The 26,208-nt window shown below is 34.3% G+C and carries 23 protein-coding genes and 1 tRNA gene; 17 read left to right on the forward strand and 7 right to left on the reverse strand.

Features of this window, described 5'->3' with window-relative positions; translation table 11 throughout:
• Position 1: 1 nt before the first annotated feature.
• The 13 genes from ACLI50_RS18075 (at position 2) to ACLI50_RS18135 (ending at position 15,792) form a co-directional block, all read left to right on the forward strand.
• Positions 2-2,344, forward strand: coding sequence for a GumC family protein (locus ACLI50_RS18075; RefSeq protein ID WP_411414360.1), 2,343 nt, complete (start codon positions 2-4; stop codon positions 2,342-2,344).
• Positions 2,345-2,398: 54 nt separating this feature from the next.
• Positions 2,399-3,694, forward strand: a complete 1,296-nt coding sequence (locus ACLI50_RS18080; RefSeq protein WP_411414361.1) for a nucleotide sugar dehydrogenase — start codon at positions 2,399-2,401, stop codon at positions 3,692-3,694.
• An 11-nt stretch (positions 3,695-3,705) separates the two neighbouring features.
• Positions 3,706-4,872: a nucleotide sugar dehydrogenase gene (locus ACLI50_RS18085; protein ID WP_227943880.1), complete on the forward strand. Its 1,167-nt coding sequence runs from the start codon at positions 3,706-3,708 to the stop codon at positions 4,870-4,872.
• Between the two features lie 11 nt (positions 4,873-4,883).
• Entirely contained in the window at positions 4,884-6,404 is a 1,521-nt protein-coding gene (locus ACLI50_RS18090; protein ID WP_411414362.1) for a lipopolysaccharide biosynthesis protein, read from the forward strand.
• A 2-nt stretch (positions 6,405-6,406) separates the two neighbouring features.
• A complete protein-coding gene (locus ACLI50_RS18095; RefSeq protein WP_411414363.1) occupies positions 6,407-7,471 on the forward strand; it encodes a polysaccharide pyruvyl transferase family protein in 1,065 nt (354 codons plus the stop codon).
• Positions 7,464-8,450 carry a glycosyltransferase gene (locus tag ACLI50_RS18100; RefSeq protein ID WP_411414364.1) on the forward strand — a complete coding sequence of 329 codons (987 nt, stop codon included), beginning with the start codon at positions 7,464-7,466 and terminating at the stop codon, positions 8,448-8,450. Before ACLI50_RS18095 ends, ACLI50_RS18100 begins: the two co-directional genes overlap by 8 nt.
• Positions 8,447-9,649 carry an O-antigen ligase family protein gene (locus tag ACLI50_RS18105; protein WP_227943876.1) on the forward strand — a complete coding sequence of 401 codons (1,203 nt, stop codon included), beginning with the start codon at positions 8,447-8,449 and terminating at the stop codon, positions 9,647-9,649. Before ACLI50_RS18100 ends, ACLI50_RS18105 begins: the two co-directional genes overlap by 4 nt.
• Positions 9,639-10,556, forward strand: coding sequence for a glycosyltransferase (locus tag ACLI50_RS18110; RefSeq protein WP_411414365.1), 918 nt, complete (start codon positions 9,639-9,641; stop codon positions 10,554-10,556). Before ACLI50_RS18105 ends, ACLI50_RS18110 begins: the two co-directional genes overlap by 11 nt.
• Positions 10,540-11,640, forward strand: coding sequence for a hypothetical protein (locus ACLI50_RS18115; RefSeq protein ID WP_202839745.1), 1,101 nt, complete (start codon positions 10,540-10,542; stop codon positions 11,638-11,640). The genes ACLI50_RS18110 and ACLI50_RS18115 overlap by 17 nt, the downstream gene beginning before the upstream one ends.
• Positions 11,640-12,773: a glycosyltransferase gene (locus ACLI50_RS18120; protein WP_202839744.1), complete on the forward strand. Its 1,134-nt coding sequence runs from the start codon at positions 11,640-11,642 to the stop codon at positions 12,771-12,773. The genes ACLI50_RS18115 and ACLI50_RS18120 overlap by 1 nt, the downstream gene beginning before the upstream one ends.
• Entirely contained in the window at positions 12,773-13,960 is a 1,188-nt protein-coding gene (locus tag ACLI50_RS18125; RefSeq protein WP_202839742.1) for a glycosyltransferase family 4 protein, read from the forward strand. Before ACLI50_RS18120 ends, ACLI50_RS18125 begins: the two co-directional genes overlap by 1 nt.
• Positions 13,961-14,227: 267 nt before the next feature.
• Positions 14,228-14,301: transfer RNA gene (locus ACLI50_RS18130), tRNA-Asp, on the forward strand.
• A gap of 462 nt (positions 14,302-14,763) precedes the next feature.
• Positions 14,764-15,792 (forward strand): L,D-transpeptidase, encoded by a 1,029-nt coding sequence (locus tag ACLI50_RS18135; RefSeq protein WP_411414366.1) that lies wholly within the window; start codon positions 14,764-14,766, stop codon positions 15,790-15,792.
• Here the strand turns inward: ACLI50_RS18135 and ACLI50_RS18140 are convergent.
• From ACLI50_RS18140 to ACLI50_RS18150, 3 genes are all read right to left on the reverse strand, one after another.
• Positions 15,785-16,312, reverse strand: a complete 528-nt coding sequence (locus tag ACLI50_RS18140; RefSeq protein ID WP_137905441.1) for a hypothetical protein — start codon at positions 16,310-16,312, stop codon at positions 15,785-15,787. The genes ACLI50_RS18135 and ACLI50_RS18140 overlap by 8 nt on opposite strands.
• Positions 16,313-16,315: 3 nt before the next feature.
• A complete protein-coding gene (locus ACLI50_RS18145; RefSeq protein WP_202839740.1) occupies positions 16,316-17,635 on the reverse strand; it encodes a PDZ domain-containing protein in 1,320 nt (439 codons plus the stop codon).
• 120 nt (positions 17,636-17,755) lie between these two features.
• Positions 17,756-18,394: an alpha/beta hydrolase gene (locus ACLI50_RS18150; protein WP_110010752.1), complete on the reverse strand. Its 639-nt coding sequence runs from the start codon at positions 18,392-18,394 to the stop codon at positions 17,756-17,758.
• 243 nt (positions 18,395-18,637) lie between these two features.
• On the opposite strand from ACLI50_RS18150, the gene ACLI50_RS18155 reads away from it, so the two are divergent.
• Positions 18,638-19,069, forward strand: a complete 432-nt coding sequence (locus ACLI50_RS18155) for a hypothetical protein (RefSeq protein ID WP_238349608.1) — start codon at positions 18,638-18,640, stop codon at positions 19,067-19,069.
• A gap of 49 nt (positions 19,070-19,118) precedes the next feature.
• On the opposite strand, the gene ACLI50_RS18160 is transcribed toward ACLI50_RS18155, so the two are convergent.
• Together ACLI50_RS18160 and ACLI50_RS18165 are read right to left on the reverse strand one after the other, a co-directional pair.
• Complete coding sequence (locus tag ACLI50_RS18160) at positions 19,119-19,757, reverse strand: response regulator transcription factor (protein WP_395972732.1); 639 nt, start codon at positions 19,755-19,757, stop codon at positions 19,119-19,121.
• Positions 19,747-21,720 (reverse strand): tetratricopeptide repeat-containing sensor histidine kinase, encoded by a 1,974-nt coding sequence (locus tag ACLI50_RS18165; protein WP_411414367.1) that lies wholly within the window; start codon positions 21,718-21,720, stop codon positions 19,747-19,749. The genes ACLI50_RS18160 and ACLI50_RS18165 overlap by 11 nt, the downstream gene beginning before the upstream one ends.
• A gap of 214 nt (positions 21,721-21,934) precedes the next feature.
• Between ACLI50_RS18165 and ACLI50_RS18170 the strand changes: the two genes are divergently transcribed.
• Positions 21,935-22,339 carry a hypothetical protein gene (locus ACLI50_RS18170; RefSeq protein ID WP_395972734.1) on the forward strand — a complete coding sequence of 135 codons (405 nt, stop codon included), beginning with the start codon at positions 21,935-21,937 and terminating at the stop codon, positions 22,337-22,339.
• A 73-nt stretch (positions 22,340-22,412) separates the two neighbouring features.
• Here ACLI50_RS18170 and tyrS read toward each other — a convergent pair whose 3' ends face one another.
• Entirely contained in the window at positions 22,413-23,708 is a 1,296-nt protein-coding gene (gene tyrS / locus ACLI50_RS18175) for a tyrosine--tRNA ligase (RefSeq protein WP_227944052.1), read from the reverse strand.
• Between the two features lie 128 nt (positions 23,709-23,836).
• Between tyrS and ACLI50_RS18180 the strand changes: the two genes are divergently transcribed.
• Positions 23,837-24,397: an RNA polymerase sigma factor gene (locus ACLI50_RS18180; protein WP_110010746.1), complete on the forward strand. Its 561-nt coding sequence runs from the start codon at positions 23,837-23,839 to the stop codon at positions 24,395-24,397.
• Positions 24,398-24,557: 160 nt separating this feature from the next.
• Here ACLI50_RS18180 and ACLI50_RS18185 read toward each other — a convergent pair whose 3' ends face one another.
• Entirely contained in the window at positions 24,558-25,190 is a 633-nt protein-coding gene (locus ACLI50_RS18185) for a hypothetical protein (protein WP_411414368.1), read from the reverse strand.
• 116 nt (positions 25,191-25,306) lie between these two features.
• On the opposite strand from ACLI50_RS18185, the gene lipA reads away from it, so the two are divergent.
• The gene (gene lipA / locus ACLI50_RS18190) at positions 25,307-26,173 is read left to right on the forward strand and encodes a lipoyl synthase (RefSeq protein WP_411414369.1); all 867 of its coding nucleotides are present in this window, start codon (positions 25,307-25,309) and stop codon (positions 26,171-26,173) included.
• Positions 26,174-26,208 lie beyond the last annotated feature (35 nt).

The following is a 26,208-nucleotide window of genomic DNA, read 5'->3' on the forward strand; positions in this document are numbered from 1 at the left end:
TATGCAGCAGATAGAATTTCAGGAAAGTGAAGAATCTTTGAATTTAAGAAAGATCATTGGGAAATATTTAGTCAAATGGCCTTGGTTTATAGCATCTGTCCTATTATTTGTTACTGTGGCCTTTATATATCTAAGATACGCTGTACCTCAGTATCAATCAACTACTACATTAAAATTTGATAAAAAACAGTCTGATTTAACAGGTGCATTAATTGATCTTGATAACTTGGGGCTTGGTATAGGAAATGCAGATGAGCTAAAGAGTGAAGTGGCTGTAGTAAACTCAAGACCCATCTTGATGAAGGTTGTTGAAAATCTAAATCTTAATATACAATATTATAATTCGGGTGAGATAAGGGATTCTGAATTATTTACCCGGGTACCCATTGTTGCAGAAATTATTTCTTATAAAAATGTCAAGAAATTTGTTTCTTCCGAATATGAAGTAAAAGAAGTAAATGGAAATGAATTTGTTCTGGAGGATAAGGAAAACAAAAAAGTAAAGGGAACTTTTGGTAAAAACCTGACACTTGATTTTGGAACTGTAGTTCTTCAAAAAGTTCCGGGCCTTACCTTTAAAGATAAGTATAAAATTGTTTTCTGGAATCCAATAGAGAAGGTAAAATCTTTAGAAAAGAAAATCCAGGTGGATCTTCCGGATCAGAAAGCGATGCTTATGGACATCAGCATCGTGGGAACTGTTCCCGAAAAATCAGAAGCCATCCTTAATGAAGTAACCAAACAATATAATCTGGATGGGCTAAGAGATAAAAACTTACAGGCTCAAAATACACAGGAGTTTATCGATAAACGATTAGAAGTTATTTCACGGGATCTTTCCGGAGTTGAGAATCAGAAAGAAGACTTCCAGAACCGTAACAAAATCGTAGACTTAGAGGCTCAGGCTCAATTGGCGCTTCAAAATACAAACGAGAACACAAAGCAGCTTCTTCAGCAGCAAACACAGCTGGATCTTCTTAATTCCCTTCAAAATGAAGCTTCAAAAGGAGATAATCAGCTTATGCCTTCAAATTTAGGACTTAACCCTTCTTTGGAACAGGCAATTTCACAATACAATACGCTGGTTATCACCAGAAATAAAACTTTGAAGCAGGCTACCAATGAAAACCCTGCAGTGATAGAAATGAATAAAGAAATTTCTTCACTAAAAGAAATCGTAAGAGATAACATCCGTCAGCAGAAAGCAACAATCCAGGCATCTATTGCGCAGGTAAACAGCCAGATTTCTGCCAGCACAGGAATGATTGAAAAAGTTCCGGGACAGTCGAAAATCTACAGAGGTATCGAGCGTCAACAGAACCTTAAAGAGCAGCTTTTCCTTTTCCTTTTACAAAAAAGGGAAGAAAATGCGATCAATCTATCTGTTAATGTTCCGAAAGCTAAAATTGTAAATCCTGCTTATACTGATGATGTTCCTGTTTCACCTAAGAAAAATATCATTCTTCTGGCTGCAGTTCTATTAGGATTGATGCTGCCGTTGGGAGTGTTCTATCTTTTCTTCATGTGGGATGATAAAATCTACAACCGTACAGATATTTCAGAAAATTCGTCACTTGGAGTGCTTGCAGATATTCCTTCTCTTAAAGATAATCAGAATCACCTTGTACAGAAAAACGATTTCTCAGAGCTGGCTGAAGCATTCAGAATATTGGTTTCCAATCTTAAATTTCTACTTCCTAAGAAAGATTCAGCGAAAGTCATACTGGTAACTTCTTCTGTGAAAGGAGAAGGAAAAACGCTGGTTTCTGTAAATCTTGCTCTGACATTGGGAAGCAAAAACGGAAGATCATTACTCATTGGTTCGGACGTCAGAAATCCGCAGATCCAGAGATATGATGATGAACGTATTAAGAATGCCGGTCTTACGGAATATTTATATGATGAAACTACAGATGTAAAAGACCTTATACATACCTCCGATACCAATCCTGAATGTGATGTAATCTATGCGGGATCTATTCCTCCAAATCCTCAGGAGCTTCTTTCCAACGGTCGTTATCAGAAGCTTATCAGTGAGATGTCGTCCCGTTACGAATATATTGTGATCGATTCTGCTCCGCTGATGCTTGTTTCAGATACATTGAGTATTTCTGATACAGCCGACGCTTCATTATACGTAGTAAGATCGGGAGTATCAAGAAAAATATTAATAGATTTTGCCAATAAACTGGTTAAAGAATCAAAAATATCAAACGTTTCTTTCGTAATCAATGATGTTTCTAAAAATGTTGGTGGTTATGGCTACGGATACAACTATGGCTACGGTTACGGATATACAGCTGATAAGAAGAAAAACTGGTGGCAGAAGCTTTTTAATAAATAAATCAAATTATCTTCAAAATAAACATTAAAATAAAGTAAGAACATCACATTTAATATGAATATACATAATAAAATTGGGGTAATCGGATTGGGATATGTAGGATTACCACTGGCCCGTTTATTTGCAACAAAATATGCCGTAGTGGGTTTTGATATCAACCAGGCCAGAATTGCAGAACTGAATAGCGGAAAAGATTCTACTTTGGAAGTAGAAGATGAAGTACTGCAGCCGGTTTTAGTAAAAGAGAACCCATTTTCAAACTCATCAAAAGGATTGCTTTGCTCATCTGATCTGGAAGATATTAAAGAGGCTAACATCTATATCGTAACTGTTCCTACACCGGTAGACAGACATAATCGTCCGGACCTGACGCCTCTATATAAAGCATCTGAAACAGTAGGAAAAGTATTGAAAAAAGGGGATATTGTTATTTATGAATCTACTGTTTATCCCGGTGTTACAGAAGAAGAATGTATCCCTGTGCTTGAAAAAGTTTCGGGATTGAAGTTTAACGAAGATTTTTTTGCAGGATATTCTCCTGAAAGAATCAACCCAGGAGATAAAGAACGTACCGTAGAGAAGATTTTAAAGGTAACTTCAGGTTCTACACCGGAAATTGGTAAAAAAGTTGACGAATTATATAAATCTGTAATTGCAGCAGGTACCCATTTGGCACCTACCATCAAAGTAGCTGAAGCATCGAAAGTTATCGAAAATTCACAACGTGATATCAATATTGCTTTTGTGAATGAGCTTGCCAAAATATTTAATCTCCTGGATATTGATACACATGCAGTTCTGGAGGCAGCAGGAACGAAATGGAATTTCCTGAAATTCAAACCCGGATTGGTAGGAGGACACTGTATCGGGGTAGACCCTTTCTATCTTGCCCAGAAAGCGCAGGACGTAGGATATTATTCTGAGCTTATCCTTACAGCAAGAAGACTGAATGATTCCATGGGGCAGTTTGTAGCTTCCGAGGTGGTAAAAACAATGATTAAGAAAAGAATCAACATTACGGATGCCAAAGTACTGAATCTTGGAATCACTTTTAAAGAAAACTGTCCGGATGTAAGAAATACGAAAGCTGCAGATGTTATCAATGCGCTGGAAGACTATTCTGTAGAAGTTACAACATATGATCCGTGGGCAAATCCAGAAGAAGTAATGCATGAATATGGTATACAATCTACCAATTCTCTTGAAGATGTGAAAGGACAGTTTGATGCAATTGTTCTTACAGTTTCTCATGATGAATTCCTGAATATTGATCTTTCACGTTATCTGAAGGAAGAAGGAGTTTTATATGATGTTAAAGGAATTTTAGAGAAATACGATAATCGTTTATAAAAAATAGAAGAATGAAAATAGCAGTCGTAGGAACAGGGTATGTAGGTTTGTCTAATGCCGTCTTATTGGCCCAACATAATGAAGTTGTAGCTTTAGATATTGTTCAGGAAAGAGTAGAATTGCTTAATTCTAAAAAATCTCCTATTGAAGATGAAGAGATCAGTACGTTTCTAAGTACTAAACCCCTTAATTTCAAAGCCACTTTAGATAAAAAGGAAGCTTACGATAAGGCTGAATATATTATTGTTGCCACTCCAACAGATTATGATCCCACTACCAATTATTTCGACACAAGCAGTGTTGAGAATGTAATTAAGGAAATTGCAGAGTATAATTCTGAGGCTGTAATTATTATTAAATCTACAGTTCCGGTGGGGTATACCGTAGAATTAAAAAGCAGAATGCATTTAGATAATGTAGTGTTTTCTCCGGAATTTTTGAGAGAAGGCAAAGCTTTATATGATAATTTATATCCTTCGAGAATTATTGTCGGGGAGCAAAGCGAGCGAGCAAGGATTTTTGCAGAATTACTGAAAGAAGGTGCGGTAAAAAAGGATATTCCGGTTTTGTTTACTAATCCTACCGAAGCAGAAGCCATTAAATTGTTTTCCAATACCTATCTGGCATTGAGGGTAGCTTATTTTAACGAATTAGACAGCTATGCGCAAATCCACGAGCTGGATACCCGCCAGATTGTGGAAGGTGTTGGTCTGGATCCAAGAATTGGTTCACATTATAATAATCCGTCTTTTGGATACGGAGGATACTGCCTGCCTAAAGATACCAAACAGCTTTTGGCAAATTATAACGCTGTTCCCAATAATATTATCCAGGCAATTGTAGATGCCAACAGAACCCGTAAGGACTTTATAGCAGATTCTGTGCTTGCCAAAAAACCAAAAAAGGTAGGTGTTTACCGTCTGATCATGAAAGCAGGCTCCGACAATTTCAGAGCATCTGCCATCCAGGGCGTAATGAAAAGGATAAAAGCTAAGGGAGTAGAAGTAGAAGTGTTTGAGCCGGCCCTTAATGAAGAGTCTTTTTTCGGTTCCAGAGTAGTAAAAGATTTAGAACTTTTCAAGAAAGAATGCGATGTCATTATTTCTAACCGCAATGCACCGGAACTTGCTGATGTACAGGAAAAAGTGTACACAAGGGATCTATTTGGTAATGATTAAAAGTAAATAAATTGTCCAGTACAAAAAAGATCGCAAAAAATACAATATTACTCTATATAAGGATGATCATCAATATGGGGATCTCCTTATATACTTCAAGGATTATTTTACAGAAGTTAGGCGTAGAGGATTTTGGGATATATAATTTAGTAGCGGGGGTAGTTGTATTATTCTCTTTTTTAAATAATGCAATGACAAGTGCTACTCAACGATTTTTAAATATTGAATTAGCTTCAAAAATCAAAGAAAAAGTTAATAGAGTTTTTTGTATGAGTCTCAATATTCATATAATTATCTCAATTATTGTATTGGTTTTGTCGGAGACTATTGGATTGTGGTTTTTAAATTACAAATTAAATATTCCAGTTAACCGGCTTAATGCAGCGAATTTTGTATTTCAATTTTCTATAATTACAACAATAATTAATATCATTAGAATACCTTTCAATGCTACCATACTCGCGAATGAAAGGATGTCTTTCTATGCCTATCTGGGTATAGTAGAGACTATATTAAAACTAGCTATTGTATTTTTATTATCTCTTTTTGTTGAATATGATCAGCTGATAGTGTATTCATTTTTATTATTACTGGTCAATCTTATAATTAATGTAATCTATAAAATTTATTGCTATAGGAACTTTAAGGAAGAAACTGCTTACCATTATTTTTCTGACAAAAAACTATTCAGGGAATTATTATCTTTTTCTGGTTGGAGCTTATTCGGACAAGTGGCTGTTTTAAGTTCAACACAGGGATTGAATATGATTATGAATATATTCATCGGTGTAACTATAAATGCAGCCTTAGGTATCGCGAATCAGGTAAATAGTGTTTTATATAGTTTTGTTTCCAATATGCAGGTAGCATTCAATCCACAAATTACTCAGAGTTATGCTTCAAATGATTTGGAAACACATAAAAGATTAGTATTAAATACTTCGAAATATTCAGTATTTCTATTTTTAGTTTTATCAATACCGATTTTATTACATACCGAATTTATTTTAAAATTATGGCTGGGTGTCAACTTACCTCAATATCTTGTAAGCTTCACTCAGATCGTTATTATAGGCTCTATTATCAATGCCATAGTTGGACCATTTTGGATGTCTGCTAATGCCATTGGAAATATCAGAAATTATCAATTAGGGGTTTCATTAATATTATTATTAAATCTTCCGCTGGCATATATATTCTTAAAATTAGGTTTTTCTCCTGTATATATTATGAGCTTAAATGTTATTTTAAATTTATGCACCTTCATATTTCGTTTTCTTTATGTTAATCATAAATTGAAATATGATTGGCCAGATGTACTACTTTATTTAAAACAGACCTTCCTGGTTATTTTCTCTTGTTTTATTCTGGTATGGGTCATAAAAAAATTAGATTTTAACAGCTACTTTTTTGCAATATCTTCAACCATTGGTGCTGAGATTATTTTGTTGGTATTAATTATTCTTATTGGTATTAAGCGGGAAGAGTATTTACAGTTTAAGAAAACAATCATAAAAAAAATAAAGAAATAAATATGGATTTATTTAACAAAATAAAAAATAAAGCAAATTCAATTATCAATAATATACAGAATAATGCCAGAGTAGATAAAATTGCTGATGAAATTTCTAATTGCAGTTCAAAGCGGTTATTCTTATTTCAGACTCCTACTCATACTAATATTGGAGATCACGCTATTGCCGAGGGGCAGCTAAAATTTTTTCAGGAAAATTTACCCGGGCATCACATTTTTGAGATCAATCAGTCTCAGATGAAGTATTTTATAGAAAAGTATAGAAATACTATTAAGCCTGATGATTTGATATTTGTTCATGGCGGTGGCAATTTTGGGAATGAATATATGAGGGAAGAAAATTTAAGGAGAATGGTAATTCAAAATTTTCCTGAAAATAAAATTATACTGTTTCCACAAACGATTTATTATTCAAATGACCAGATTGGTGAATCTGAATTAAAAAGAACACAAGATATTTTTGGAAAACATAAAAATTTGATTTTGACAGCCAGGGAGGAAAAATCATTTGAATTAATGCAAAAATATTTTCCAAAAAACAAAGTAATTCTGACGCCAGATATTGTTCTTTACACTGAATATAGTTTTGAAAATGAGCGGGAATATGCATTGGAAGTAATCAGAAATGATCAGGAATCAATATTAACAGCAGATGATAAAGATAAAATTACTCAAATCTTAAAAGAAAGATTTGACAAGATAATTAATTCTGATATGCATTGTGATAAAATAACAGATTTAGATATAAAATCTGTTAGAAAGAAAATATTGACTAATAAGCTGTTACAATTTTCTAAAGCAAAGATAGTGGTTACTGACAGATTACACGGAATGGTTCTTTGCATCATTACAGGAACACCATGCGTGGTTTTTTCGAATTATAATCAGAAAGTTATAGGAACTTACAACTGGATTAAGTATTTAGAATATATCAAGTTTGTTAAAAATGTAGAGGAAGCAAACACAGCAATAGATGAGTTATTGAGCAATGATAAATATGAGAAATATAATCCTCAGGAGATAAGGAAGTTTTACCTACCATTAATAGAGAATGTAAATGAATGATGTTTTTTTATCAATTATCGTCCCAATATATAATGTTGAAAATTATATAGAAAAATGTATTGCCAGTATAATACAAAATACTTCTGCTAATTTTGAACTGATCCTGGTAATTGATGGATCTCCGGATAATAGTATCAGTATTTGTAAAAAATATAAAGAAGCTGATAAAAGAATTGTCATCCTGGAAAAAGAAAACGGAGGGCTTTCTGATGCCAGGAATGCCGGATATAAAATAGCCAAAGGTGAATATATCTGGTTTGTTGATGGAGATGATTATATTGAAAGTGATAGTATTGATATCTTTTTTGAAAAAATCAATAAAGAGACCGATATTTTCTTATTTAATTATCAGGAAATTTATGAAAATAAAATTGTCAAATTTGAAAAATTTGAAAATGAAGAAAAGATCAGTGGCCACGATTTGCTGTTAAAATACAATAACTATGGTGTTCAGGCATGGACACAGATCTATTCAAAAAAATTCTTGGATCAATATAAGATCATATTTGAAAAAGGAGCTATCTATGAGGATGTGTTATTTAATACACAAGTCTATAGTAAAAATCCTGCGCTGCAAGTTATTGACAATATCTTCGTAAACTATGTACAAAGGGGAGAGTCAATCATGAAGAAAAAGCAGACTATAAAAAATGTAGAATCAGTTTTAAAAATTTTAGAATTATATAATAAGAAAGATATAATAGATTTCTTTCCTGAAAAATTCATCATAAACAGACATCACTATTATTTTAGTTTGCTGTTCATTTTTTTACATAAAAGCAATATGAAAAAAAATGAAATTATGGATCTTTTAAATACTATCAGTAAAAAAAACTTTTTTGTTTTTACAAGAGAGTATGATTCTTTTATTGTGAAATATATCAAAAGAAAACTATTTCCTTCCAAATCGGTTTTTATTTATAAAAATTGGAATTTTATTTTCCTTCTGATAAGATTGGATAATTTGATTAATAGATGAATTACCTAAAGAAAAATATAACCCCAATATTAATCATTTCACAAATATTTGGTTTATACGGTGGTATGCTACAGGCACCGAGACTTCTTGCTATTTTATTTTTACCGTTACTAATACAGGATTTAAATAAAAAGCTTATTAAAGGGAAAGAGTATTTATTATTTTTCTTTTCTTTTATTGTGTATTGTGTATTATCAATGTTATTTTTAACATTTAATAATGACCAATCCTTAAAAGAGTTTGCTTATGCATTGATAAATTTCATCATTTTTGTTGAAATACTAAATTTTAGCAAGTATTTAAGTTTGAATAAACTGATCAATGGCTGGGTTATATTTGTATTACTAAGTATTCCAATTGCACTTATAGAAATTAATTTCAATTTACACTTTTCCAATTCTAAGTTTGGAGATGATACGGTATTAGGAGGAGTAGGAACTCTTAGAAAATATGCAGCTATTACTTTTGGAAATTATAATTTGTATAATCACCTTTTGGCAATTTCATTCCCTTTTATTTTAGCCAAACTTAAGTTTATTTCAAGCAAGTTTTTTAAAATACTTTATATCCTTTTTATTTTAGCAATCGTTTGGGTTGTACTGACTAATGCAAGCCGCGGAACGATGCTGTGCTTATTGATATCTACAATTATATATATTATTTTTTATTCCAGTAAGTCAATAAGCAAAACCATTATTTATACATTCATTTCGATAATAGCATCTGTTGCAGGTTATATATATGTAATGAATAATGCATCATTTTCTTATTTAAAGACAAGAATTGAACAAAAAGGACTGGAAGACAATTCCAGAAAGGAAATGATTAATGTTGGTATCGATATGTTTATAAACTCAAAATTTCTGGGTGTCGGAGCTGGTAATTTTTCTGAAACGGCCAGTAAAATGACGAAAAACCCTATCCTGGTACCCCATAATTTATTTATAGAATTACTTTCTCAATATGGAATTGTTGTCTTCTTTACATTTCTTTTATTGTTATATAAAATTTTTAACCCGAAAAAGATTTTTAAAAAGCGTGAAATTCCAAACTATATTTTGTTAGGATCATTACTTGTAATGCCATTGGCGTTTACAATTAATAGTGTTTATTTAAATAATCCTTACATGTGGATTTGGCTAGCAAGTCTTTATTGTATATCATCATTTTATAAAACGACAGCTAAAAATGTTAATTGATTATATAGATAGAAAATATTCATCGTTAAGAAAACTTACTAAAGTTCAGTCTTTAGCGAGATTTTCTATTAGAAAGTTTTCAAATTTTGTCTTTCCGATATATCTTAAAAACACTAAAAAAGAAATAGTACTACCCGAACAATCGTCGGAAAATATTATTGTATCATTGACAACATTCCCGGGAAGGATATCCAAATTATGGATGGTTATAGAATGTATGCTACGACAAAGCCTGCTTCCAAATAAAATTGTATTGTATTTGGCAAAAGATCAGTTTCCGAATGAATTAAAAGATATACCGGATAATTTGATGGGGTACTATAAAAAGAATCAACTGGAAATAAAATTTGTAGACGAAGATCTCAGGTCTCATAAAAAATATTACTACGCCTTTAAAGAATATCAAAATGACGTTATCATAACAATAGATGATGATATCTTTTATCCATCAAATATCATTAAAGATTTAATGGATTTACATGAAAAATTTCCTGATACAATCTGTTGTCACAGAGCACATAAAATTGTGAGAAATGATGATGATACAATAAGCAGATATTCTAAGTGGAAAAAGGTTTTTGGAAATTTTGGACCGACATTTGATCTATTTCACACAAGTGGGGGAGGAACTTTGTATAAGACTAATTTTTTTAGTGAAGAAGTTTTAAACAAAGAGGCTTTTGTCAGCTTATGTTTTATGGCGGATGATGTCTGGCTGAATATGATGGCTCAGTTGAATAAGACAAAGACTGTGAAATCCAATTATTTTTCAAACCTGATTCCCATTGAAAATAAAAATTCAATTTTTAAACTAAGCCAGGAAAACGTTGCCGATGGAGGTAATGATAAGCAGTTACAGAATCTGATTCAAAATTATAATATTAATAATTATGAAATATTTAAGTGATTTTATAAAGATTAGTGCGGTACTACTGTTTAGCTTTTCGTATGCTCAGCAAAACAGAGTAAGCAGGTATAATGCAGATATGCAGGCATCCAAAAGCTATGGTTTGCAAAAAATGGAATTGTCGTCGGTAAGTAAAAATACTTACGATTTCATGGCATTAGGATATTTTATCAATGCCAATAACAATATGTATCTTAAAACAAAAGATAAGAAATATATTGATACTAATATTTCTGTCATAAAACCAATCCTGATTGACACCAATTCAAAGACATCTTACCAAAAAAATGGCTGGGTGATGAATGTGGGAAAAGGTAATCAGAATGCAAAAGTGAACGGACAGGAGCATTTAATTTCAGAAGGATATTTTTTCAGATACATTGGCGAATTTTTGGATATTTTAGCTAAGAATAAACTGTATACAAATTATCAGCCGGCGATAGAAAGTGGTTTAAAATACTCTTTCGATAAATGGAAAGCCAGAAGTTTTAGCCAGTATGGAGATTATTCTTTATTGTTTCATCAGAGGCTTCATACCGGAGCAAACTGGGCAGTTGTTGCACTATATCTGATGAAATATGACGAATCTAATAAAAACTCATATTCCGTGTTTGTAAATCAGTTTGATCAGCAGCTGAAAAAAGCACTGATCTTAAACAAAAGCACAGGTAGCGTTTTGTATTATACATGGAACAGTACGTATCCGGATGCTTTTTGTAAGGCTTTACAGAAAATTAAGAATTATAAGCCCGTTATACAGGATGTATCACATGGAAATCATGTCGTATTATATTTAATAAAGGCAAAAGAATTGGGAAATGCCAATTGGACCGACTTTAATTTCAGTTACCTCTGCAATACCCTGAAGCTTAAGATTCTTAAAGGAGACAGTATTGCTGATAATGTAGACGGTACTACAAATCCAAGTGTACAAAATACAGGATGGAAAATATCGGATGGCTGGATGAAACTTATCTATTTTGATACAAGTTTATATCCTTTGGTCGAGAAAAACCTTACAAATTATAGTAATAAAATTAACAATTCCTCTTTAGAGCTGCAGTTTAATTCAATTTATCCATAATGATACTTCACATTACAAACGATTACTCAGGATCCACAGTTTATAAAAATTTAGTGAGGGAGCTGGATAGTAACGGGGTGGAGCAGATTGTATACAATCCATTTCGGGAGGCTTCCAGAATAGGAAAAAATAAAATAAATTTTAAAAATAACCGCTCTCAGATTATCTACAGCCATATTTTATCAAAATATGCAGATCGGGTTTTGTATAAGAGAAAAATTAAAAAAATTGTACGGGACATTGAAGCAAAAATAGATCTCAAGACTGTCAAATTTATTCATGCTCACACATGGTACAGCGATGGCGGAGCGGCCTATGAACTTCATAAAAAATATAATATTCCCTACATAGTAGCAGTGCGTAATACTGATCTTAATGTGTTTTTGAAATATTTTCTGCACGAAAGAGGCTACGGAAAAAAAATTCTTCAGAATGCGAATAAGATCATAACCATTTCGGCAGTCTATAAAAAAAGAATGCTTGAAGATTCAAGACTGTCTCATATCCTGGAGAATGTACAGCAAAAACTCACAGTGGTCCCAAATGGTGTAGATCCTTACTGGATCGAATCAAAGGTGATGAAAAGGAATGTTGTTAAGAATGAAAAAAGCATTCAGTTGCTTTATATAGGGAAATTTAATAAGGGAAAAAATGTCTTTAACCTTATTAATGCTGTTAAGAATTATAATCACAAGGTTCAGAATAAGATAAAATTAACACTGATTGGAGGAGGAGGAAATGACGAGAAAAGAATCCTTGATTCTATTAAAAACGACCCTTCCTTTGAGTTTGTAGGAAAAGTTGAGAGTCTGCCTGTTTTAAAATCCTACTACGAACGAAGTGATTTCTTTACAATGCCTTCCAAAGCAGAAACCTTTGGCCTGGTGTATATAGAAGCCCTTCTGCAGGGTTTACCGGTGATGTACACACAAAATGAAGGGATCGACGGTTTTTATGATGATTCTATTGGGGAAAAAGTGGAAGACATTTCTGTTTCTGCGATCGAACGGGCGCTTGAACGTTTAATCCAAAAACAAGATCATTATAGTTTTGATATGGAGCAATTGTTAGAAAATCATGACTGGAAGAGAATAGCTGAAGTATACCAACAATTATATACAGAAAAAAAATAATGAACATATTATACATCCACCAATATTTCGTAACTCCTCAGGAACCCGGAGGAACAAGATCGTATTGGCTAGCACAAGAACTTATTAAAAACGGGCATAAAGTTACTATGCTCACCTCATCATCGAAATTTTCAGAGGATATTAAAGTGGTAAACATTGATGGTATTGAAGTCGTTTATATAAAAGAAGACTATGACCAGAATATGAGTGTTTCCAGAAGATTAAAGGCTTTCCTGAAATTTATGTACAAATCATCTGTAGTAGGATGGAAACAGAAAGATATTGATTTGGTGATTGCTACATCTACTCCTCTTACAATAGGTATTCCGGCACTTATATTAAAGTGGTTTAAAAAGAAACCTTTTGTTTTTGAAGTAAGGGATCTCTGGCCTGAGGTGCCTATACAAATGGGAGCCATAAAAAACAGCTGGACAATTAAAACAACTCGTCTGCTGGAAAAAACGATTTATAAAAACGCTTCCCGTGTTATTGCACTTTCTCCCGGTATGCAGGATGGAGTCGTAAAATATATTCCAAAAGAAAAAACATCAATGATTCCTAATATGGCTAAAATGGACGAATTCTGGCCTAGGGGAAAAAACGATCAACTGATGGAAAAGCTTGGTTTAAAAAAAGATTCCTTCAAAATAGTTCATTTTGGGTCTCTGGGATTGGCAAATGGAGCTCATTCAATTATTGAATCTGCCAAGTTATTAAAAGATAGAGAAGATATAGAATTTTTGTTTGTAGGAGGTGGTTCTACCGAACAGGATTTGGTAGATGAAGTAGAGAAAAACAACCTTAAAAATGTGAAGTTTCTCGGAAAGTTCCCTATGACAGACGTATCTGAGATTGTTAATTTTTCCGATGTTTCTATGATTTCCTTTCTGGATATTCCGATTTTGTATACCAACTCTCCCAACAAACTTTTCGATTCATTGTCTGCAGGAAAACCGATTATTGTAAACTCCGCCGGATGGACGAAAGATATAGCTGAAAAATACCATTGCGGATATTATGTAAACCCCAACCGTCCGGAAGAACTTGTAGAAAAAGTACTCTATTTGAAGGACAATCCTGAGGTGGTAAATAGCATGGGACAAAATTCAAGAAAATTGGCTGAAACAGTTTATGACAAGTCCATTCTTTGTAAAAAATTTGTTGAAGTTATCGAACAAACAGGATAAGCCCGGTAGTTAAATAGTACAGGGAATTTATCATCTTAGAATTTAAAGTAACAGGAGTGTTGATTTTGTGTGTGTTTATAATCTATTTTCTTAAATTTTCTAAGTGAAATTTAAAATAAAGGTGTCTAATAGCAGTTATATCTTTAATTTTTATATTTGAAAATGTGTATTTTACAGATTGCTTTGAAAGAAAAGAAATAGGTTTCTTTGGAAAAGTTAAAAAAAGCTATATATTTGCACCAGTTAAAAGCAAATGCTACTTTAATTGATCCGGTAGTTCAGCTGGTTAGAATGCCGCCCTGTCACGGCGGAGGTCGCGGGTTCGAGTCCCGTCCGGATCGCAAAAAAAGTCTTCTAGAAATAGAAGGCTTTTTTATTTTCCCCCCTTCCATTTACTATTCAATTTCATTCCTGTAAAAGTGATAATTTATCATTGACAGAATTCTCGTCTGGAAATTCGGGAATAGAAAAGTAAATAAAGTTCAGTTTTACATACTGTTGCTGATTGCTTTTTTATGTATTGTGAGATTTATACTGAATTTTTTAATGTAAACTGATCTTGGTGTAAAACTATTTTCAAAAAGAACTGGAAAGGAGAATAATGTTTATGTGAGACTCCCGGAATCCCTGTCTGGAACGCTAACCTTATAAAAATGAACTAACTATAACTCCTCATTTGCAATCCTTAAACCTCCGTTTTTTTACGGTATTTTTAAGAATATCTTTTATGATTCAAATTTAGGTCTGATATTTGTACTGGGTAGCCAAACTAAATGGCCGATTTATTTATGAAAAACATATCTGTGAAAAAATCCTTTCTTTATGTCTGTTTATGCGCTTTTTTCTTGATTTCCTGTAAAAAGGAAATAGAAAAGATAAGTGATACTTTTAAAGATACTGTTGCTTCTTCGGAAGCTTCGGAGGTAGAAAAGGATTCCATAAAGAAAGATTCTGTTCCTGTAGTGAAAAAAGAATCTGTTCCGCCTGTTATGCAGGAGAATGGTTTCTATAATGCCTTTGTTCTTCCGAAGGATAAAAAAATGCGTGATTCTGTGTATGCAGAATTCAGCAAGAAATACAGTGTAGAAGAGAGAACTGCTATTTTAGCTTTAAACAGGCTGGACTCTAAAAGTAAATGGAATGCCGATACTTTGGTTGTTCCTGCAAAAATAGATACAACAATGATGGCATATTCACCGTTTCCAATGCAGCTGGATGTATTAAGCGGAGTGAAAAAGTTTGTCATATTCTCATATCCTATACAGGCTTTTGCTGTATATTCCAATGGAAGTCTTGTAAAATGGGGCCCGACAAGTATGGGTAAAAAAGCAGCCCAGACCACAAGAGGGCTTACTTTTGCCAACTGGAAAAAGAAACTTGCCATTTCTACGGTAAGTACTGAATGGAAACTTCCTTATAACTTTAATATTCACAATATCGGAGGAATTGGATGGCATGAATATACCCTTCCGGGATATCCTGCTTCCCACTCATGTCTCCGATTGCTGAGGAAAGATGCCCAATGGCTGTATTCTTATGCAGATACCTGGATTCTGAATCCCGGCGGTGCTACAACAAAAGCCAAAGGAACAGCGGTAATGGTATTCGGAGATTACAAATGGGGAGGAAGAAAACCATGGAGAAATCTTTTGGACGATCCTAATGCCAACAATATTTCCGTTGAAGAATTGACGAAGCTTTTAGAGCCGGACGTTCCAAAAATGCTTAAAGAACAAAGCAACAGAGAAAAAGTGGTGGATTCTATCAAAGCAGCAAAAGCAGCATCTGCACCTGTTCAGAATGAAAAGCCTGCAGAACCTTTATCTAATTGATTTTCTTTTCAAATTGCAAAGTAGATTCTTCAGCAAATTTTCTAAGTTTGATCATTTCCTCCTTACCTTTATGCTGCCCGAATCTTGCAGCAATATACGTAAGAAGAATAAACAATAACATGACAAAAGAAGCGCTCAGTGCCCATGGGTATTCGGCGCTTTTTATCTGTTTCTCCACGTAATACATCGTGAAGAATGTCATCCACAGAATAGAAAAAGAAAAGTAAAGAAACATAAAAAACGTCCACACTGCGGAGCTAGGGCCAAATACTCCGCGTATTGCCGTATGCTCATCTTCCATTTCTACCCTTAAGGCAAGGCAGGGCTTCCAGTAATTATCATATTCTGTTTTTACCCAAATGGTAGCAACCTCCTTATTAATATTTCCTGAAAATTCATCTTTATGCTCTTCCATATATTTTTTAAGATTTTCAGCATACTCTTCTTTGGTAAGATGAGTAAACATTTTAAATCTGGGTCTGGTTCTTATTCTGTCTAAGGTGCTTTCTTCAGTATTCATATTTTATTCTTGATAAGGAATTGGGTCTTCAAGCATGAAGCGGAATGTAAGTTCTTCGTTTTTCCTTTGAATGATCATGGTAATATTTCTGCCCTCGCTGGACTTCATAAGTTCCATGATCTTTTCGAGAGTCATGTCTGCAGTTCGTTCTCCGTTAATGCTCAGAACTTTGTCATCTTTTTTAAGGCCTGCTTCATAGGCTGGAGAGTCTTTTCTTACTCCTGCAATGGAGAATATAGGTTTCAGACTGAATTTATACCGAAAAGCTTCTTTATAAACTTCATTTACTACTTTAGCTGATTTTTGAGTTTCAATATTTATTCTATCCTGCTGCCATTCCAATCCGTCTTGTCTGAAATCCAGTCCGCTCATATTAAAATGAAAAGGATCGTCAAAGTTTCTGTTCTTCTTAAGATATAACTTTTGATTGGGATAATCAAAAACTACAGTAAATCTACGCATAATTTCACTTCCTATGGAACCTTTTCTGTTTTCTACCAAATTAACATGCTGGATAGAAAATTCATCCGGCATAGCAGTAAGTGGCTTTTCAAATTTAAAATTTCCGAGGTAAAAATTATGAATTCTGCTTCTTTTGCCATAGATATCTCCGTTGAAACCGCGGCCAAGGAAATCATCAATATTGGGTCTGTTGTAAACGAAATTTTTAATAAGAGCAGGGAAGAGCCAGATCGCATCACTGTTTCCAAGGTCAATCAGTAATTTTGAATCTTTCTTTTCATTGGTCATTTCTACATCGGCATGCAAATAAGGCTTATTCTTTTCAATGGTAATGGGAAACTCTTCAAACCGTCTGATTTTCTTTTCCAGGAGGGCAATATTTTCATAAACGGTTATTTTCTTTGATGTATAATCTATATAAATAGGATGGTCTTTAAAAAAATGATAGCCAATCACTCCATTTACAGGAATTCCTACATGAGGCGAAATATTAAACTCTTCATCAATAATAATGTAAAGAGACATAGAGGTATTGACAATAGCATCTCCTATTTTGCCAATATTGCGTTCCGATTTCAGGCCGTCAATACTTAAACTTCCTCCAAGACCTGAAAACTTTACTTTTTCTATATTGCTTAGCTTTACTTCCTTATTTTCCAGACTAAAAAGTATGGTTTCCGAAACTCCGGTATCCAGCAGGAAGGTAAGATCAGCACCATTAACATTGATAGGGATAAAGATAAGATTGTTGATAAACCGAAAAGGAATAACCGCTTTTTTAGTATTAATTAGTTCAAAAGTGTTCTGGGCACTTACAAAAATGCTAAGCAATAATCCCAGTAAAAACAATCTAAATTTCATTTACTGAATTTACTGAATTTATCTATATGATAATAAAAAAACATTCCAAAAGCTGGAATGTTTATATAAACTACAATAATGTAGGTTTTTTTGTTGAATTTATTTCAAAACAGTCTTTGTTTATTTTGAAAAAAAGTCCATCAAATCCATATAATTTTTCTGATTGACGCCATGTCCGCTCATATACTCTCTGAACGTAAAGTAACAGCTGAGATCATAAAGCAGATCTGCGGCTTTTCTTCCCCACTCAAGCGGTATCACAGCATCATCCGTACCATGAGAAATGAAGAAACGAAGTCCTTCCAGTTTCTTTTTATCTTTTACAATACCGTCCAGAATTTTTTCTTCAGGATAGCTGCTCATACAGGCAACACGATTGAAAAGCTCAGGATGTTTTAAAGCCAGAGCGTAGCACAGTATTCCTCCCTGGCTGAAGCCGCAAAGGTGAGCTTTGCTTTCCGTAAGTCCATAGTGGTTAATAATCTTCAACATACTTTCCAGAACTGCATGTAAAGATTCATTGGCCTGAGGGACATCGATAAAATTTTCGGGATCATTAAAATTGATATCATACCATGAGTATCCTTCAAACTGAGTATCACGGGGAGCCCTGAAACTTACAATGATCCAGTCATTGGGAAGCGTTTCTCTAAAACTGAAAAGATCCTGCTCATTGCTGCCATAGCCATGAAGCATAAAAAGAATGGGAGTTTGGGAAGTAATATGTTCCGGCTCTCTTACTAAGTAATCTAAATTCATACAGCAAAGATAATTAAATACCTGCAAAATCTTAACTTTATTATTCATACAATGAACTTCTGCTGCACGATGATGTATGTGTAATGATTAATTATCTGTGGTGTATTTTTGAATTTTTCGTGATTTTTTTATTTTTATTGATTTGATATTATTTGGAAATCTTTATTGGAAAATTTTCATAAAAGTTATTTTTATATTAATAAAAAACTTATATTTGAAACATTAAAAAATCTATTTGGAGAAATGAAGCAATTTTACAATTCAAAAAGTTTACTTAGACTTTCTTTTTTATTCGTTTTATTATTTTCTGTAATCACCATTGTCAATTCTTGTAAAAAAGATGACGATGAAGAGTTTCAGGATCATGTGGTTCAATTCGAAGTGAAGACAACTTCCGGAGGAGAAATAATAAGTGTTGTAACACAGGTAGGTACAACGCAGAACACCATATACAATACTCCACAGTCTCCTGTAACTTCGCCATGGACAAGTGGTGAATTCTTTGTGAATTCCAGCCAGGCACAACTGAATCTTGATGCCAACGCATCAATGCCGGATGATAACTCTGAATTAACAATCAATCTTTACATTGATGGAGAAGTAGTAAGAACTGTTAAGAAAAAAGGTAAAGGTGTATTAGTTGCTTCTATTGATTACAGCTTCTTAGAACCGTAAATTATTTTAAACATTATATAAAAGAAACCGCTTTCAAAGCGGTTTTTTTTCATTCTTCAATCAAACCCTGCTGTACAGCCAGACTGATCAATTCTGTTGAATTCTTTGCATGAAATTTCTGCAGCAGATTCTTGCGGTGGGTGTCTACGGTAAGAGGACTTAAGAAAAGTTCTTCAGCAATTACATTGCTTGTTTTCCCCTGTGCTACCATCTGTAGAATTTGTTTCTCCCTTTTAGTGAGCCTCGGAACAGGGAGGATATTTTGAGAAGGAAGGCTGATTATCTGCTTGGTCTCATTGCAGAAAACAATATCTCCGGAAAGCGCCCCTCTTATAGATACTACAAGATCATCAATGGACGTATTTTTAAGAAGATAGCCGCTTGCTCCGTTTTGTATAGACTGCATAATAATACTTCTTTCCGAACGGTTGCTGAACATAATGACAGAGGTATTGGGTGATATTTTTTTTATTTCTCTGCAGAGATCTGTACCGTTGGAATCAGGGAGCGAAATGTCCAGAAGAACAATATCTACCATTTCTGACCGGATAAAACCCAGTGTTTCCTCACCGGATGCAAAACTTCCCGCTACATTAAATAAAGGCTGGCTTTTCAGCATCATTTTTAATCCTTCAATGACAATAGGATGATCATCTACAATGACAATATTTATTTTTTCATTCTCCATGGATATTGAGTTCTATATTAATTGCTGTTCCCTGGTGGTCAGAATTGATTTCCATTTTTCCTTTCAGGTAGTTGACTCTGTTTTTCAGATTGCGAAGTCCCATACTTTTGGTGGTATTTTCTATATTTTTATCAAATCCTTTTCCGTTATCTTCAATCGTAATGAGAAAATTTTCGCCGGACTGTGAACATTGAAGTAGAATACTGCTGGCTTTGGCATGTTTTACAGCATTGGCCAGTAACTCCTGTACAATCCTGTAAATATTAAGCTGGATATTTAAAGGTAAAGCTTTATCAATATCAATAGCCTGAAAGTCAATTTCGAGATTTTTTCTGCTGTAAAATTCACACAAATCACAGATGGCAGTTTCCAAACCAAAATTAAGCAATGATTCAGGCATTAAATTTCTGGCCACATGGCGGAGTTCACTTACAGAACTGTCCAGCTGTCCGAGAATTTTATAAAACTCCTGATCTTTTTCAGGGTTTAAATGACTGGAAGACCAGGTAGAAAAATTGATTTTCACACCCGCAAGCATTCCTCCAAGGCCATCATGAAGATCCCTTGCGATACGTTCTCTTTCCCTTTCTTCACCATCAAGAATAGCTTTGGTTAACGATAATTCTTCCTTTTGCTTAATATCATTGATTCTCTGTTCATTTATTTTTTTGTTTTTTCTGAAAATAATAAACAGGAAGATCAGAAGACTTAACGCCAACAATAAAACAAGACCCATTCCCCACAAATAAGAGTTTTTCTTATTAACTTCCAGATCTTTTTGGTTTTTCTCAGCATTTAAAGTTGCTATTTTTCTTTCTTTTTCAGCGGTATTGAATTTAGTTTCGAGTTTGTTGATTTCAAGCTTTACATTTTCTGTATTCAAACTATCGTTGAGTTTGGAATATCTTTGTTCCCACAGGAGCGCTTCTTTAGTATCTCCCAATTCTTCATTAAGCAAGGAAAGCTGCTTATAAAAAGTTTTTCTGTTATTAAGATCAATAGCCAGGGATTTTTCCGTTAAAACATCTTCCAGGGTAGCCTTAGCTTCCTTATATCTTTTAAGTTTCTTTAAAATGTCAAACTTATTGAAATAAAACATTTGAGCCAGGAGATTCTGATTGTACTTTTTGGTATAAAAAATCCCTTTTTCTATTACAGGAAGAGCTTCCTCATTTTTCTGCCGGGTAATATACAACAGGGTTTTGCTGTAATAATAAAAAGCATTGGATGAAGATTCAGGATATTCCCTGATAAGCTTTTCGGCTTTATTCAAATACTTTTCAGCCTGATCCCCATTAGCCTGATAACAGAAATTGTTGGCAGAATTGAGATAGGTAAAAAATAGCTCAGCAGAATTCGGATATTGTTTTTCAAGAATTTCCAGGGCTTTGTTATTATAACCTTCAGCTTTTTTAAACTGGGCATTATAAGTAAGAATAACGGCAAGCTGAGTATACAGGAATCCCAGGTTTCTGCTGTTCTTATATTTTTCAACCAACGGAATACTCTTTTCAAGCATGATTTTAACCAAAGGAATATAGCCCTCTTTATCCTTTTGCGAAACTCCGTAGCTGTACCAGGCAAGAGCCTGAAGAAAATCGGATTCTTCATTTTTAAATTTTGATAGAGACTGAATAGCCTGCTGATAAGAAACAGCAGCTTTCTTCTTATTCCTGTCCAGATTATACTGTCCTTCGTAATAATAATATTTGGCTGAAATAAAAGGATGGCTTTGCGCCAGTATTTTTCCGTTGGAAAGATATTTTTTACTCAAAACAGAATCATTGTTCCTGCAATAATTAGATAAAAGGAAAAAGGCCGTTGCTTTTGAAGTATCAGGATGATTTCCTCTTGTAATGCTTTGTAAGCTGTCTATATAAGATTTCTCATTAAGCGGAATGATTTGCTGGGATTGTAATGCCAAAGACAAAAACAGGCTTAACAGGACAAGTAATCTCTTCATTATGGATCAATTCTGTAAAATATTTTTTTAAACGCTCAATTTAATTAAAAATTTTAGCATAAAAAATACCGGAATTTAGGTAGAAAAAATTACTGGTTTTTCAGGATTGATAGACGTAGGTGATGCTCATAGCTTTGCAGATATCAAATCATGGATCATAGAATATTCAATATAGTAACTAAAATTTAAACAAAAGATTATGAAAAAAATGAGTATGAATAAGCTGTTAAGAGGCGCATTCGTTGCAGTAATAGCAGCAATGCTTATTGGATTTACAGTGTCATGCAGTAACGATGATGACGACAACAATGTGAATGGAGCAGGGAAAAGTCATAAAGTGGTCTTTAAAGCAATCGCTTCTTCAGGCAGTAATATTGAAGTAGCGGTGTACGGAATTGACGGTAACCCTACCACTGCGACAAGTCTTAGCGGAACAACATGGAGCAGCCCTGAGGTAACATCAGAACCGGGAGCATACAATGCCACCGTTGGAGTAAACGCTGTCGGACCGGATGCTTCTGCAACTTTGAAAGTTCAGATCTGGGTAGACGGAGAACTGAAGAAAGAAGGAACTTCCAGTGGACAATATTTGTCGGCTACTACAAGCTATACATTTTAATATTAAATTTATTTAGGAAATGAAACCGGCGCTGAGATGAATCCCAGCGCCGATTTTTATATAGTGTTTCAGATTAGCTTACTTTGACAATAAAGTAGCTTTTCTTACCTTTTTGAAGCAATAAAAATTTACCATCAATAAGATCTGTTTCATTGGCTGTAAAAGTATCATTTACTTTTTGCTTGTTGACAGAAATTGAATTTCCTTTAATCTCTCTTTGTGCCTCACTTTTAGATTTCAAGAACCCTGATTTTTCAGAAAGAAGATCAACAATATTCACTCCCAGAACATCAGCTTTTGCAATTTCTTTCTGAGGAACACCATCAAAAACTTCCAGGAAAGTTTCCTCATCAAGGCTTACAAGATCTTCAGCAGTAGAACGGCCAAAAAGAATTTCAGAAGCTTTCAATGCTTTTTCATACTCTTCTCTTCCATGTACCCAAACGGTAACTTCTTCCGCAAGTTTCTTCTGAAGCTTTCTTTCGTGTGGGGCTGTTTTATGTTCTTCAATTAAAGCTTCAATTTCTTCTTTTCCTAAGAAAGTATAGAATTTAATAAATCTTTCAGCATCCTCATCCGTAGCATTCAGCCAGAACTGGTAGAACTTGTAAGGAGAAGTTTTCTTTTTATCCAGCCAGTAATTTTCCCCGCTTTCAGACTTTCCGAATTTGGAACCGTCTGCTTTCGTAATTAAAGGAACTGTTAAAGCAAAAGCTTCACCCTGAGCTTTTCTACGGATCAATTCTGTTCCTGTAGTGATGTTTCCCCACTGGTCAGAACCTCCCATTTGAAGCTTCACATTATTGTTTTGGTATAAATGAAGGAAATCATATCCCTGGATTAACTGGTACGTGAATTCTGTAAAGCTCATTCCGTCTGCACCGGATTCTCCTGAGAATCTTTTTTTTACGGAATCTTTTGCCATCATATAGTTGACCGTGATATTCTTTCCGACATTTTTAGCAAAATCAAGGAAAGAAATATTCTTCATCCAATCGTAGTTGTTCACCAGCTCAGCTTTGTTAGGCTCATTTCCTTCAAAATTAAGGAACTTTGAAAGCTGTTTCTTTAAACAGTCTACATAATGTAAAAGAGTTTCCTCATCCAGAAGGTTTCTTTCTGCAGATTTCCCGGATGGATCCCCGATCATTCCTGTAGCGCCTCCTACCAGAGCAATAGGTTTGTGGCCATGCAGCTGGAAGTGAGCCAGGATTTTTATCTGGATAAGACTTCCGATATGTAAAGAATCGGCGGTAGGATCAAAACCAATATATGCAGTAGTTACCTCTTTATTCAGTTGTTCATCGGTTCCTGGCATCATATCGGCAAACAGACCACGCCATTTCAGTTCTTCTATAAAGGAATTCATTGATTTTTAACTTTAAAATTTTAAGATGCAAAGATAATAAATTCCGAAGTATTAAGGGTAAAGCCTTTTTACCATTTTAGCTTTCCTATACTTTGTTTTTCAGCCCAAATAATCTATATTTGTTATTAATGAACGACGAACAGCTATTCCTGCTCATCCAGAAGGCCAAGGATAAAGACCAAAAGGCCCAGACTAAACTCATCAATGTTTTTTGGGTGGATGTTTTCTCATTTGTTATGAAGAAAGTGAGAGACGAAAATGATGCTGATGAAATTACTGTCAATGTTTTTTCAAAAGTACTGTCAAAACTGGATATGTTCGATCCTCATTTTCAGTTTAAAACCTGGGTACTGACCATTGCCCAGAATACCGTTATTGATTTCTGGAGAAAGAAAAACCGCGACAACGAAGACGCTGTTGAAAATCTTGATGAGGTCAAAAACCAATACGCAAAATCACCGGAAGAACTGCTTATCTCCGAAGAGGAACAGAAGAAAATCATCAAAACCATAGAATCCCTGGATGCCAATTATCAGGACATTATCAGATTGAGATTTTTTGAAGAAAAAAGCATCAAAGAAATTGCTGATGAATTGGGAATTTCAGTCGCCAATACCAAAGTAAGAGTCATGCGGGCCAAAAAAGTCCTGGCAGAACTGTTGAAGAATAATGAATTTGATGATCATTAAATTCAATAATATTATTCAATAGAAACGGACTTGTCATTCTGAACGAAATGAAATGGAGTGAAGAATCTCATAAATTTGTTCATCAATAAAATTCTTCCTTCGCCAGAACAACAAGATTTACAATTGGCTTCAGCCCAAACTTACATCCCACGACTTTTATTTAGAAATAAACCTCTTCTTTTGTTTTTGGAAGAATTATTTTCTGTTGCTTTTCCTGATTCCTGTTTTGCAAATTAATTTTCAGCCCTTTTTTAATATAAGTTTCCTTTAAGGATTTACCATATTCAGCTGTATTTTCTACCTCTTTGGAATAGTTCAGCTGTCCTGTTGAAAGGTTAAAATCTATATCTTTCCAGTAATCTCCAGGCCTTCCCGAAGTTGAGGAGGTTCCTATCAGTTCAAAATGTCCGTTCTGAAATCTGTATTTGTCTGTAACATCCCATTTCCAGCTGCTTCCGCCGTTTTGAGAAATAATCAGAATTCCTTTTTCTATTTTCGTTTCTCTGTAAGGGTCACCCATCATACCTCCGCCGTTGCTTTCCATAACAGCATTTCTGGATTTTTCAAGGATTGTCCATGCACCGCCAACCTTTTTCAGGATCTGGATTTCACGGATGTTTCCCATATCAGTAGTGTCCTTTGTGTTGTAGATAATTACTTTTTCAGGAATTTTATCACTATCAAGATCTCCGTCTACAGTCTCAATAACCGTGGAACCTGCAGGCTGAAATTGTTTTTGGGCAAGAGAAAATGTTCCGCATATCGCGAATAAAAGGAAGAATATTTTTTTCATAAGAATATTTTGAGGATATAAATATACAAATGATATTTTGAATGATCAGTTTCATCAATATATCCGGTTGATGGTTTCCATTAAAAAATCCTTAACTTTGAACTTCAATTTTAGAAATGGAAAATTCAGTTCAAGACACTACCGTTCAAAAACCAAAATGGATCCGCGTAAAACTTCCTACCGGAAAGAATTACAGAGAGCTGAGAACTTTGGTTGATAAATATAAATTAAACACCATTTGCCAAAGCGGAAGCTGCCCGAACATGGGAGAATGTTGGGGTGAAGGTACAGCTACTTTCATGATTTTAGGAAATATCTGTACGAGAAGCTGTGGATTCTGTGGTGTAAAAACAGGAAAACCACTTGACGTAAACTGGGATGAGCCTGAAAAAGTAGCAAGATCCATCAAGTTAATGAAGATCAAACATGCCGTGCTTACTTCTGTAGACCGCGATGATCTGAAAGATATGGGATCTATTCTTTGGGGAGAAACAGTGAATGCCGTAAGAAGAATTTCTCCGGGAACCACAATGGAAACATTGATTCCTGACTTTCAGGGTATCACAAAACACCTTGACAGATTAGTAGAAGTAGCTCCTGAAGTAATCTCTCATAATATGGAAACGGTAAAACGTCTGACCAGAGAAGTAAGAATCCAGGCAAAATATGAAAGAAGCCTTGAAGTATTAAGATATCTGAAAGAAGCCGGACAAAGAAGAACCAAAACAGGAGTAATGCTTGGATTGGGAGAAACTAAAGAAGAGATCTTCCAGACCATCGAAGATATCAGAAATGCCAATGTAGATGTCATCACCCTTGGACAATATCTGCAGCCGACTAAAAAGCATCTTCCGGTAAAGAAATTTATCACACCTGAAGAATTTGATGAGTTTGGGGATTTTGCAAGAAGCTTAGGTTTCAGACACGTTGAAAGTTCTCCTCTTGTAAGAAGTTCTTACCACGCAGAAAAACATATTCACTAAAATACAGACCGTTCAGCAATGAGCGGTTTTTTGTT

Source organism: Chryseobacterium cupriresistens, assembly GCF_046614675.1.
Lineage (GTDB): Bacteria > Bacteroidota > Bacteroidia > Flavobacteriales > Weeksellaceae > Chryseobacterium > Chryseobacterium cupriresistens.